We start from the raw sequence: 12037 nt of genomic DNA, 5'->3' as shown, positions 1-12037 counted from the left end.
TACCTCTCGTTCCTGCTTCCCGTGCGGCCGATGAAGGGCCATATCAATGGCCTCTACCGTATCGGCCCGCGAATCGGAATCGGTTTTCGGCGACGACGATGCGGCCGTTCATCGTATCGGTGCCCCTTTCGTGTTCGATGGGCGCGCCGGACAAGGAGCAATGGCAATGCCGGCCACCATCCACGTCTGTCCCATGACGAGGGTCGAGGGGACCGTGACGTTTTCAGGTGCACGGCATCTGGTCTCGCTTCTTACTGCAGGAACAGAATTCGGGCGGCCGGCCTCGATCGCCGCCGAAAACCACCTGTGGCTGACCATGAACGATATCGTCGCGGCGGAGGACGGCCTGACACCGCCCGGCCGCGCCCATGTCGAGGCGCTGCTCGATTTCGCGCGGCGCTGGGATCGCGATGCGCCGCTGGTGATCAACTGCTTCGCCGGGATCAGCCGCTCGACGGCCGCGGCCTACATCGTTGCCGCGGCGCTGGCGCCCGGGCGCGACGAGCACGAGCTCGCCCGCACGCTGCGAGCGCTGTCGCCTTCGGCGACGCCCAATCTGTTGCTGGTCGACCTGGCGGACGATCTGCTGAGGCGCGACGGCCGAATGGTCGCTGCGATTGCCGCAATCGGCCGCGGAGCGGAGGCTTTCGAGGGAACTCCCTTCGCGCTGCCGATCAGCTAGCGTTGCGGTTGCGGCATCCGCTCCCCGCTCGAGTGAATACGAGATGTTAGACACCGGCGGTGCGGTAACACTCTGATTTTCTAACGCTATTGTGACACCCGTATTCACCCTGCCAGTCGGGAAAGAGGAATACGGTTTCCGAAACCAATTGTCATTGGCCGTCGCCGCCGCTCCGCGTTAGGATTGGCACGGAGAGGGCGGAAAGCAGTGCATCCAGCACATCAACTCCTGCAACGGAGAGCCGCCATGAAAGTCAAGGACGCAATGCATCGGGGCGTCGAATGGGTCAGCCCCGAAACGCCGGTCGCCGAGCTCGCAAAGCTGATGCGGGATCAGGATATCGGCTCAATCCCCATCGGAGAAGACGACCGGCTGATCGGTATGGTCACCGACCGGGACATCGTCTGCAACGGGCTGGCGGAGGAAGACTTCGACGGTCGGAAAGCCACGGCGCGCGACGTCATGACCTCGGGCATACATTGCTGCCGTGAGGACGACGATCTCGCCAAGGCCGTCCGGCATATGGAAGAACTCAAGATCCGCAGACTGCCCGTCATCAACAAGAGCATGCGGATGGTCGGCATGCTCAGCATGGGCGACTTGAGCCGCGCGGCGCCCAGCGATCTGCTGTCGGAATGCATGAAGAGCGTTTCGGCGCACCATCACTGACCCGCGATCGCCCGGCGACGGTCACGCCGCCGGGCAAACCCCGCAGCGAGGCCTGCCCCTTCGAGACTGAGCCGGCGTTTCCACGGACGATCGCGGCTCGGTCTGGCCGCGCGTCGCGCCGGTCTGCGGCGTGCCGAGTATCGCAAAAAGATGCCTTGATTTGGCCCGGCGTATCTGGGATGGCAAAGCGGCGCGGCGGCGAAGCCGCTCCGTCTTTCACACAGCGCCGGCCCGACATGATGATTGCGCGTACCCCGTTCTTCCGTGCCGGCTCAAACGTCGTTCTCGCCGGCATCCTGCTGATGCTTTTGGGCGACTTCCTGTTCGCGCTGAACGACGCCATGGGCAAATGGCTGGTCGCCAGCTTTTCGGTCGGCCAGGTGCTGCTGATCCGTTCGATCGGCGCCTTCATCGTGCTCTGTCCGATGATCGCGCGGCAGAGCGGAAGCGCCCTGTTCAAAGTCGAACGTCCAGGCCTGCAACTGCTGCGCGTCGTCGCCGCGACGGCGGACACCGGATTGTTCTACACGGCCGTCGCCTATCTGCCGCTCGCCGACGTCATGACCTTCTACATGGCCGGCCCCATCTATGTGGCGGCGATATCGCATCTGTTCCTCGGCGAGAAGGTCGGGTGGCGCCGCTGGGTGGCGATCCTGGCCGGATTCGGCGGCGTGGTGATCGCGCTGCGGCCGTCCTCGGCGTCGCTGTCACTCGCCTCCTTGTTCGCCCTCGTGGGCAGTCTCTGCTTCGCCTTGAGCCTCGTCATGAACCGCGTGCTGAGAGCGACCAGCGACACGACGCTGGTCACCTGGCAGACGCTGGGCGCCCTTGTGGCGGGACTGGCCTTCACCATCGGCAGTTGGCGGACGCCGACGGCGCTCGACCTCTTCGCGATGCTGCTGCTCGGCATCGTTTCCTGCGCCGCGCATCTCATGATCACGCGTGCCCTGAAGCTCGCGCCGGCCTCGACGCTCGCGCCGCTGCAATACAGCCTGCTGCTATGGGCAGCCGTGTTCGGGCTGATCTTCTTCGGCGATGTGCCAGATACCCAGATCCTGATCGGGTCGGGCGTCATCGTCTTCGCCGGCCTGTTCATCTTCCACCGGCAGAAGGTCGTCGACAAGACCGTGCCCGTCGAGGCGGTGCCGCGCGACGGCCGTTGACGCCGAGGGAAGGAGGCCGCCGGTGAGGCAAGGAGAAAGATCAGGGCAGGGCGGCCCTTCGCGGCGCCTGGCCGCGATGCTGCTTGCAACCCTTATCCTGCCCGGCTCCGCTGTTGCCCAGCAGCCCGGGAGCAATTCGCCCGTCGGCACCTATCTCTGGTATCCGGAGCCCGGCGGGCCGAAATCGGATCAGGATTGCCGCGACCTTGTCGCCCGTGTCCAGCCGACCCGCGAAAAGGCGGAGATGTCGCTGTGGGGCACCATCCCCCAGAACGATCCGGCAGCGGGGTCCTTCTTCCTGCTTTTGTCGCCGACGCGCATGGAACCGACCTATGCGGCCGAGGGCGACTATGATTTCGGCGATGTCAGGCTGGGCGAGACGCGCGACGGCGAGACGCCGTTCGAGCTCACGCCGGACGATCATGAGGATGTCGTGATCAAAGGCACCGTCATCGCGAAACCGGGCGGCGAGATCGTGACGGTCATCCTGCGCGGCATTCCGCTCGATGGCGACACGACCGACAGAACCACCTATTTCTGCCGTTTCGAGGACCTCGGCACGGAGACCTGAGGCGCTGGAAGATGGCGCTGCCAGCGGATCAGATTGACCTCTCATAGTCCATTCGCCGCCGGTGCGTCCGGGTCGGCCTGAGACGTCGAGCCGCCCGCGCCGGGTCGATGCATGCGACCTTTTGCGCGCTGGCCAAAGTCCGTCGGCGCGCCAAAAGTGGTAAATAGAATACCATTTAAATTCGCGCGCGGGATCGCCATCGACAGCTGCAAGACGTGATGACACAATCTCCATCGAATCCGTTGCGCGCCGGCAAGGCGGGCAGTCGTCGGGAACCGCAATCCAGGTTGTTTGGAGAGGCAACATGGACTTTGGCTGGCGGCCGCAGGCTGAACGTGTTCCTCTGTGCCGTCCATTCGGCATGGCTCCCGTCTCGTGTGCTCACTGGGCCGTCCGGCTCTCATTTCAGCGGCGTTGTCCGGACGGCTTCGTCTTCGGCGGCTTATCGAGGGGAGAGCATGCCGTGCGGATGACCTTCCACACCGACTATGCGCTTCGGATGCTGATCTATCTGGCCATGCGCCCTGGCCGCGTCTCCACGGTCGGCGACGTCGCCGAGGCCTATCAACTGTCGCGCAACCACCTGCGCAAGGTCGCGCTCAAGCTTCGCAAGCTCGGACTGATCGCCACGGTCCGCGGCAGGGCTGGCGGCATCCGGATCGCCAAGCTCCCGGCAGAGATCAGCATCGGTGCGCTGGTGCGGGCCACCGAGGAGGAGTTTGCCCTCGTCGAGTGCCTTCAGGGGGACGGAGGCTGCTGCGCCATCTCTCCGGCCTGCCGGCTCAAGGGCATGTTCGGCGAGGCGCTGTCCGCCTATCTCGCGGTTCTCGACAGATACACGCTTGCCGACGTCGTCCGAAACAGGACGGCGCTGGAAACACTTCTCGGCATCGACACGCACGCGGCTTGAGAGGAGGGGAAGGGATGTCCATGGCCTCACGGCTCACGATCGGCGAACGGCAGCTTGCGCTGGTCGTTCTCGCCCTTCTCGGACTAGGCGGCCTGGCCATGGCCGCGGCCGGGCGCAACGATCCGCTGGGAGCGCACGGCTTCGTCGTGCTCGCCTTCGCCGGCATCGTCGCTTTCGTCGTGCTGGCCGCCTACTATGCTGCGGAGCCGGACGCGACACGGCTGTCGCGCTACTACGACGACCCGACGAAAGTCGGCATCGTGCTGGCCATGATATGGGCCGTGATCGGGATGGCCGTCGGCGTATGGGTGGCCGCGCTGCTGGCATGGCCCGACATGACCATCGACGCCGCCTGGGCGAGCTTCGGCCGCCTGCGGCCCGTCCATACGAGTGGCGTCATCTTCGGCTTCGGCGGCAACGCCCTGATCGCGACATCCTTCCACGTCCTGCAGCGCACCTCGCGCGCAAGGCTGCCCGACCAGCTCAGCCCCTGGTTCGTCCTGCTCGGCTACAACCTGTTCTGCATCCTGGCCGCAAGTGGCTACCTGATGGGCCTCACCCAATCCAAGGAATATGCCGAGCCGGAGTGGTATGCCGATATCTGGTTGGTGGTCGTCTGGGTCGTCTATTTCCTGATCTACATACGCACGCTTGCGCGCCGGAAGGAACCGCACATCTACGTCGCCAACTGGTACTACATGGCCTTCATCCTGGTGGTGGCGGTGCTGCACATCGTCAACAATCTCGCCGTGCCGGTGTCGTTCAGCCATGCCAAGAGCTATTCGCTCTTCTCCGGCGTGCAGGATGCGATGACGCAGTGGTGGTACGGCCACAATGCCGTGGCCTTCTTCCTCACCGCCGGCTTTCTCGGCATGTTGTATTACTACCTGCCGAAGCGCGCCGGCCGGCCGATCTTCTCCTACCGGCTCTCCATCATCAGCTTCTGGGGCATCACCTTCATGTATATGTGGGCCGGCTCGCACCATCTGCACTACACGGCCTTGCCACAATGGGTGCAGACGCTCGGCATGACGTTCTCGGTCGTACTGCTCGTTCCGTCCTGGGCGTCGGCGGGCAACGCGCTCGCCACGCTCAACGGCGCCTGGCACAAGGTGCGCGACGACGCCACGCTGCGCTTCATGATGGTGGCCGCGGTCTTCTATGGCCTGTCGACCTTCGAAGGCTCGTTCATGGCGATCCGCGCAGTCAATTCCCTGTCTCACTATACCGACTGGACGGTCGGGCATGTCCACGCTGGCGCGCTTGGCTGGGTCGCCATGATCACCTTCGGCTCGATCTATGCCCTGGTGCCGTGGATGTGGAAGCGGGAGGCGATGTATTCTCCCAAGCTGGTCGAAGTCCACTTCTGGTTGGCGCTCTCCGGCACCATCGTCTACGTCTTCGCGATGTGGAATTCCGGCATCATCCAGGGGCTGATGTGGCGCACCTACAATGAGAGCGGCACGCTGGCCTTCTCCTTCATCGACTCGCTTGTCGCCATGCACCCCTACTACATTGCGCGGACCATCGGCGGCCTGCTCTTCCTGCTCGGCGCGCTGGTGGGCTCCTACAATGTGTGGATGACCATCCGCAGCGCCCGCGGCGATCTCGCGACAACCGAGGGCGAGCCCGACGAACCCGTCGCGCCGCCCGCCGGCGCATTGCAGGCCGGGGAGTGACCGCGATGCCCGAATTCCATCGCAAGCTGGAGCGCAGCGCCATCGGCTTCGTGCTGGCCATCGTCGGCGTGTCCGCCATTGGCGGGCTCGTCGAGATCGCGCCGCTCTTCACCATCGATGAGACCGTCGAGCAGGCGCCCGACATGCGCGTCTATACGCCGCTCGAACTCGCCGGCCGCAACCTCTACATCCGCGAGGGCTGCTATGCCTGCCATTCGCAGATGATCCGCACACTGCGCGACGAGGTCGAACGCTACGGTCCTTACTCGCTGGCCGTGGAATCCAAATATGATCATCCGATGCTGTGGGGTTCGAAGCGCACCGGGCCCGACATTGCCCGCCTCGGCGGCAAATATTCTGACGCCTGGCATGTCGCCCACCTCATCAACCCGCGCGACGTTGTGCCGGAATCGGTGATGCCGAAATATGGCTGGCTCGCGCGCAATCCCCTGAAGATCGACGATCTGGGCGAGCATCTCGCCGCCCAGAGGGCGGTCGGCGTGCCGTACACCCAGGAAATGATCGACAGTGCCGCCAACGACGCCTACGGTCAGGCGACGCCTGACAGCAATTTCTCCAGCGGGGTCACCGAACGTTACGGTGAAGCCACCGCGGTGCGCGCATTCGATGGCGATGCCGCGCAGGTCACCGAGATGGATGCGATCGTGGCCTATCTCCAGATACTCGGTCGGCTGACCGATGCCGCGCAGCGTCAGGCCGCCAAGGTGGAGGAATGACGCCATGGAAATCGATCATGAGTCCGTCGTCGGCTTCGCGAAGAGTTGGGGCCTTTTCTACCTGATCGCCCTGGCGATCGGCGTGCTGGTCTATGCATTCTGGCCTTCCAATAAAAAGCGCTTCGACCGCGCCAAGCGCAGCATCCTGGACAAGGACGACAAGCCGTGGAGCTAGGCAAGCAGGATCCCGTCACTGGCCGCATGACCACGGGACATGAATGGAACGGCATCGAGGAACTGGACACACCGGTGCCTCGTATCGTGCTGTTCTTCCTCGCGGCGGGGACGCTCTTTGCGGTGATCTACTGGATATTGATGCCGGCATGGCCACTGTGGTCGACCTATACGAAGGGGCTGCTCGGAAACGACCAGCGTGAAGTCGTGGCCAGGCAGGTCGAGGAAGCCGCGGCTGAGCGCGCCGCGTGGACCGATCGCGTCACGGCGGAGGGTTATGCCCAGATCGAAGCCGATCCGGCGCTAATGCAGAAAGTGCGCGAGACCGGACGCACGCTGTTCGACGACAATTGCGCGGTCTGCCATGGCGTGGCCGCCACCGGTGGGCCCGGCTTCCCATCCCTGGCAGCCAAGGCATGGCTGTGGGGCGGTGGCCCGGAAGCGATCGCGGAAACGATCCGGGTCGGTATCAATTCCACCGATCCCGATACTCGCGTTTCGCAGATGATGGCCTTCGGCAAGGACGGCGTACTCGACAGACGGCAGATCGGCGATGTCGTGGCATATGTGCAATCCTTGTCGCAAGGCGGAGGCGATACGGACCAGATCAAGGCCGGGCAGGAGGTCTTCATTGCCAATTGCGTCGCCTGCCACGGCGACGATGGCAAGGGCAAGCAGGACGTCGGAGCACCCGATCTCACCGACGACCACTGGATCTACGGCGGAGACACGCAGTCCATCTACACGTCGGTCTATTCGGGACGGCAGGGACATATGCCCCATTGGGGAAGCCGCCTCTCGCCGCTCGATATCAAGATCCTGGCGCTCTATGTGAGCACGCTGGGAAGCGCGGCGAAATGAGCGCGCCGGCCGAAACGGGTTCGCCACGGATCAACTGGAGGCTGCTCGCCCTGGCGATCGCCGCCGTCGGCATTGCCCTGGTGGCCGGGGCGAATGTGCATCTGGTCTATGTCGCGGTCGGCTCGCAGCCCGACTGCGTGCCGCATGCGAAGGTTGCCGGGGAGCCGGGCGCCTTCAGGGCGGCCAAGCCGGCCTGCTAGGAGGAAGTACGGCATGGGAACCATCGATCAAACCGGTACCGCGCTTCCGCCGCTCAGCGAGAGACGGCGCCGGAACCTGCCGGCTCGCGCCGCATTCGACTGGCTGCGTGCCGGCTGGCGTGATCTGACCACGCAACCCGGCCCGAGCCTTCTCTACGGCCTGGCCGTCTTTGCCGTGTCGATCGCCATCATATGGGGGCTTTTCGCGCTCGGGATCGACTACATCCTGTTTCCCGCGCTTGCGGGCTTCATGGTGGTCGGGCCGCTGCTCGCCATCGGGCTCTACCAGAAAAGCCGTGACATCGAAGCCGGCACACCGGTCGCGCTGAGCCGCATGATCTTCGTCAATGCCGCATCCGGCGCGCAGGTCTGGTACACCGGCGCGATCCTTTGCCTGCTGATGCTCACCTGGATGCGCGCCGCCGTGATCATCTACGCCCTGTTCTTCGGCCTGAGGCCGTTCCCGGGCCTCGACCATATCGCGGCCATGCTGTTCACGACTCCGGAAGGCTGGGGCATGCTGCTCGTCGGTTCGGTCGTTGGCGGGCTCTTCGCCGCCTTCTCCTTCGCCATCAGTACCTTTGCCGTGCCCATGCTGCTCGACGAACGGACGGATGCCTTCACCGCCATGGGCACGAGCATCTCGCTGGTCTGGAACAACCTGCCCGTGATGCTCGCCTGGGGAGCCATCGTGCTGGTGCTGTTCCTGCTCGGCGTCGCGACCGGATTGCTCGGCCTGATCGTGGTGTTTCCGCTACTCGGCCACGCAACCTGGCACAGCTACCGGGCGATCCATTGAGCTGTTGCGCGCCTGGCGCCGAAGCCGGCGCCGATCTGGGCGGCGCGCCGCGGCGCGAGGAGATCCGGCTCGCAAGCCGCGCCCTCGAAGATGGCCTCAGGCAGACCGACCTTTCGGTCCCCGGCGTCCGTTGCGCCAGTTGCATCCGGGCGATCGAAAACGGGCTCGGGCGTTTGCCGGATGTGGCCCAAGTGCGGGTGAACTTGTCGACCCGACGCGTGGCGATCAAATGGCGCGGCGAAGAGCCTCCGCCCTTGATCGAGCCCCTGGCTGAGCTCGGCTATTCCGCGCATCTGTTCGACGCAAGCGCCGAAACCGGCGATCCCGAGCTGTCGCGTCTGGTCCGGGCGCTCGCCGTCGCAGGCTTCTGCGCCATGAACATCATGCTGCTCTCGGTCTCCGTGTGGTCCGGTGCAGACCCCGAGACCCGTAATGCCTTCCATTCGATATCGGCACTCCTGGCCCTGCCAGCTCTCCTCTATTCCGGGTCGATCTTCTTCGGCTCCGCCTGGGGCGCTCTTCGCAAGGGCCGCACCAATATGGACGTGCCGATATCAATCGGTGTCGTACTGGCCTTCGGCCTCAGCCTCTACGACACCATGCACAATGGAGAGCACGCTTACTTCGACGCGGCGACATCCCTCATCTTCTTTCTGTTGATCGGTCGCGTTCTTGATCAGATGATGCGTGAGAAAGCGCGCGCTGCAGTGCGCGGGCTGATGCGGCTGGCTCCGCGCGGTGCAACGGTCCTGAGGGCGGATGGCAGCCTCGACTATCTTCCTGTCGACGAGATAAGACCTGGAATGCGCATCCGGCTTGCTATCGGCGACCGCGTGCCGGTCGACGGCAGGGTGGAGGAGGGGGCCTCCGAACTCGATTGCGCGATCGCGACCGGGGAAAGCAGCCCGCAGCGCGTTGCGGTCGGCGCGCCGGTCATCGCCGGAACGCTGAACCTCTCAGGGCCCTTGACAATTGTCGCCGAAGCCGGCGCGCAAGTATCGTTCCTCGCGGAGATGGTCCGCCTCATGGAGGCCGCCGAAGGCGGGCGGGCGCGCTACCGGCGGCTTGCCGATCGCGCCGCGCGGCTCTACGCGCCTGTCGTCCACGCCGCCGCCTTCCTGACGTTCCTGGGATGGATGGCGGCAACCGGCGACTGGCATCGATCGATCGGCGTCGCCATCGCGGTGCTGATCATCACATGCCCCTGCGCCCTGGGCCTCGCCGTCCCGATCGTGCAGGTCGTGGCCGCACGACGCCTGTTCGAGAACGGGATCATGGTGAGGGACGGTTCAGGCATCGAGCGCCTGGCCGAGATCGACATGGTGGTCTTCGACAAGACCGGCACGCTGACCTCGAGCGTACCGCGGCTTTCTGGCGTCCTGGCAGTCATCAATGGATTCCTCGATGGTCGGATCGGCGAGGCTCTAGAGAAGATTGCCTCCGCACGCAAACGCCAAATCAGCGCGCGCTGAAGAGCCGCAGGCTCCTTGCCGTCCGCGGGGTGTGCGGGCTCCCGACGGGCTTTCGCGGCCAGCGAGTGCGGGGAAGGGCGGCAAGCCCGTACTCAACCCCTCGCCGGTCGAGCCAAGTCATCCGCGGCAGCCGATCGGCCAGTACCGTCTAGAGAATCGGACTTTTGTCGTATTTTCAGGCAATTATGGACGACAGCGCAATCACTTCCTTCAAGGCAGGTCTACCGGCGCCAGCATCTTGCGACCTATGGCAATGACGCCCAAATTGTGGCCTATGAACAATACCTTGTCGATCAACAATAAGGTTACGGACGAATTGATGTTGCGAACGGACACGATCGCCGCCGATGGGCCCGTTTGGCGGTGATCGGTAATCGGCCTTCGAGATCGACCCGCCGCATACGGCCCAACCATTTGGCAGAAGATCGCGGCGCTCTCTGTGTCCGAGAAACCACAACCTCGCGACCGGCCGACGGTCGCGTGACCTATTGGAAGCGACCATTGGCCATGCAGCACGTGTTCGACCAGTCGAGCCACGGGAGAAAAACCCAGGGCGATTGGCTTGGCACCAAGCCAGGGTCACGGCTTTCAGTTCCATAATCTATCTTATGCGACTTGTAGCTGTAGTGAGGTGAGGCGTGACGGCATCACCCTGCCCTAGCGAAGCGATGCCGATGATTCCGACGCACCGCCCCCGCTAATCAAGCACGGCCACGGCCTCCACTTCGAACAGCATGCCGTCGACCGCCAGTTTGGGCACGGGAATCAATGTCTGTGCCGGCAGCGCCTCGCCGAACATTTCCTTGACGCTCTTGGTCAACACCTCGAGCTTGGACATATCGTGATCGACCACGAAGACCGTGAGCTTGGCGACCTGATCCGGCCTGGCACCGAGTGCATCGAGTGCGGTGCGCAAATTTGCGTAGGCCTGCTCAACCTGGAGAGCGAAGTCGGGCGACAAGGCTCCCGTGCTGTCCTGGCCGCCCTGTCCGGAGATGTAGGCAACCCGGGCTTCGCGGGGCGTGATCACCGCCGTGCTGTAGCCATTCGGCGACGGGTCGTAGAGGTCTTGTGGATTGACGATGGTCAGCTTGCGATCATTCTCGTTCGCCGTCGTGGCAGTGGGAACTCCCAGGGTCATGATGATTAGCCCTCCGATAAACAGATGCTCGATTGCGCGTGACATGATTTTCTCTTGGCTCTGCGGACTGCGAGCGCCCCCCGCGGTCGGCATGATTGAACCTGAAACCGTATCGCCCATGCGACGACTCATACGGTGTACGAGTCATCGTATGGTACGACGTACGAGTCAATCGTTCCAGATCGACATTCGTCGCGTTGCCGGTCAAAATCGACGTTCTGAACAGCGAGGAAGACGGATGGCAGCCAAACGTAGCGGCGCCCGGCGCAAACGGTCTCAACGGATGAGTGAGTGGCTCCAGCCCGTGCAGGAGCCGCGCAGTGAGCCGCCTCTCTCTCGGGAGCGTATCGTGGCGACCGCGGTAGAACTGCTGGACGCTCAAGGAGTTGGCGGATTGACGATGCGTCGGCTGGCCGATCGCCTCGGCTCGGGCGTGATGAGCCTATATTGGCACGTCGACAACAAAGAGGATGTCTTTGATCTGGCGCTCGACTCTGTGCTCGATTATCGCGGACCGCCGCCAATGGTTGAGTCTCAAGACTGGCGTAGAGAAGTCGTTGACATGCTCGAAGACTGGCGCGCCAGCATGCTGCGCCATCCTTGGTCGACATCGCTGTTGCCGCGCCGTGCGCTCGGCCCGAACATCCTCAGTCGCCTGGAACTGCTGAGCAAGACCTTGTCCAGAGCCGGTGTAGCGGACGCAGATCTGAACGTCGCGATATGGTCGCTCTGGAACTATGTGATGGGCGCCACCATCACCCGGGCGAGCTTCGACCTCTCGGACGACGACAGGGCCGCCGCGCAGCAGCGCCTTGCACGCCTCAGCGAACGCTACGCGACAATCGAACGCTCCCGGCTGCTGTTGGATGACGATTGGGATGGTGCTTTCCGGAAAGGCCTCGGCTTCCTGCTCGATGGCCTCTCACCAAGATAAAGTTTTACCGGCAACACCGAAATTTCGGCTAAACCATCATCAAGG

Annotated in this window: 13 protein-coding genes and 1 pseudogene; 13 read left to right on the top strand and 1 reads right to left on the bottom strand. The window is 63.9% G+C overall.

Annotated features, from left to right (window positions below):
* The first annotated feature begins 166 nt into the window (after positions 1 to 166).
* The 12 genes and pseudogenes from JN302_RS23785 to JN302_RS23730 form a co-directional block, all read left to right on the top strand.
* The gene (locus JN302_RS23785) at positions 167 to 682 is read left to right on the top strand and encodes a tyrosine phosphatase family protein (protein WP_202329362.1); all 516 of its coding nucleotides are present in this window, start codon (positions 167 to 169) and stop codon (positions 680 to 682) included.
* Between the two features lie 246 nt (positions 683 to 928).
* Positions 929 to 1351 (top strand): CBS domain-containing protein, encoded by a 423-nt coding sequence (locus JN302_RS23780; RefSeq protein WP_202305810.1) that lies wholly within the window; start codon positions 929 to 931, stop codon positions 1349 to 1351.
* Positions 1352 to 1590: 239 nt separating this feature from the next.
* Positions 1591 to 2514: a DMT family transporter gene (locus JN302_RS23775; RefSeq protein WP_202334424.1), complete on the top strand. Its 924-nt coding sequence runs from the start codon at positions 1591 to 1593 to the stop codon at positions 2512 to 2514.
* Between the two features lie 22 nt (positions 2515 to 2536).
* The gene (locus JN302_RS23770) at positions 2537 to 3085 is read left to right on the top strand and encodes a hypothetical protein (protein WP_202329361.1); all 549 of its coding nucleotides are present in this window, start codon (positions 2537 to 2539) and stop codon (positions 3083 to 3085) included.
* A gap of 469 nt (positions 3086 to 3554) precedes the next feature.
* Positions 3555 to 3995, top strand: coding sequence for an RrF2 family transcriptional regulator (locus tag JN302_RS23765; RefSeq protein ID WP_274609286.1), 441 nt, complete (start codon positions 3555 to 3557; stop codon positions 3993 to 3995).
* 20 nt (positions 3996 to 4015) lie between these two features.
* Positions 4016 to 5674, top strand: a complete 1659-nt coding sequence (gene ccoN / locus JN302_RS23760; protein WP_202329359.1) for a cytochrome-c oxidase, cbb3-type subunit I — start codon at positions 4016 to 4018, stop codon at positions 5672 to 5674.
* A 5-nt stretch (positions 5675 to 5679) separates the two neighbouring features.
* On the top strand, positions 5680 to 6411 hold the full coding sequence (gene ccoO, locus JN302_RS23755; protein ID WP_202305794.1) for a cytochrome-c oxidase, cbb3-type subunit II: 732 nt from the start codon (positions 5680 to 5682) through the stop codon (positions 6409 to 6411).
* 4 nt (positions 6412 to 6415) lie between these two features.
* Positions 6416 to 6586, top strand: coding sequence for a cbb3-type cytochrome c oxidase subunit 3 (locus tag JN302_RS23750; RefSeq protein WP_202329358.1), 171 nt, complete (start codon positions 6416 to 6418; stop codon positions 6584 to 6586).
* Complete coding sequence (gene ccoP, locus JN302_RS23745) at positions 6577 to 7446, top strand: cytochrome-c oxidase, cbb3-type subunit III (protein ID WP_202305786.1); 870 nt, start codon at positions 6577 to 6579, stop codon at positions 7444 to 7446. The genes JN302_RS23750 and ccoP overlap by 10 nt, the downstream gene beginning before the upstream one ends.
* Positions 7443 to 7646: a hypothetical protein gene (locus JN302_RS23740; RefSeq protein ID WP_202305783.1), complete on the top strand. Its 204-nt coding sequence runs from the start codon at positions 7443 to 7445 to the stop codon at positions 7644 to 7646. Before ccoP ends, JN302_RS23740 begins: the two co-directional genes overlap by 4 nt.
* A 13-nt stretch (positions 7647 to 7659) precedes the next feature.
* A complete protein-coding gene (locus JN302_RS23735; RefSeq protein WP_202305782.1) occupies positions 7660 to 8445 on the top strand; it encodes a DUF2189 domain-containing protein in 786 nt (261 codons plus the stop codon).
* A pseudogene (locus tag JN302_RS23730) lies at positions 8442 to 9815 on the top strand (heavy metal translocating P-type ATPase); the annotation flags it as partial. The gene JN302_RS23735 and the pseudogene JN302_RS23730, both read left to right, overlap by 4 nt.
* Positions 9816 to 10614: 799 nt before the next feature.
* On the opposite strand, the gene JN302_RS23725 reads toward JN302_RS23730, so the two are convergent.
* Positions 10615 to 11103, bottom strand: a complete 489-nt coding sequence (locus tag JN302_RS23725; RefSeq protein ID WP_202334423.1) for a RidA family protein — start codon at positions 11101 to 11103, stop codon at positions 10615 to 10617.
* Between the two features lie 193 nt (positions 11104 to 11296).
* Between JN302_RS23725 and JN302_RS23720 the strand changes: the two genes are divergently transcribed.
* Positions 11297 to 11992, top strand: coding sequence for a TetR/AcrR family transcriptional regulator (locus JN302_RS23720; protein ID WP_202329356.1), 696 nt, complete (start codon positions 11297 to 11299; stop codon positions 11990 to 11992).
* Positions 11993 to 12037: the final 45 nt, after the last annotated feature.

It is taken from the genome of Mesorhizobium sp. L-8-3 (assembly GCF_016756615.1).
Classification (GTDB): domain Bacteria; phylum Pseudomonadota; class Alphaproteobacteria; order Rhizobiales; family Rhizobiaceae.
Note: the sequence above shows the minus strand (reverse complement) of the source record. Positions and strands in the feature narration are given on the sequence as shown.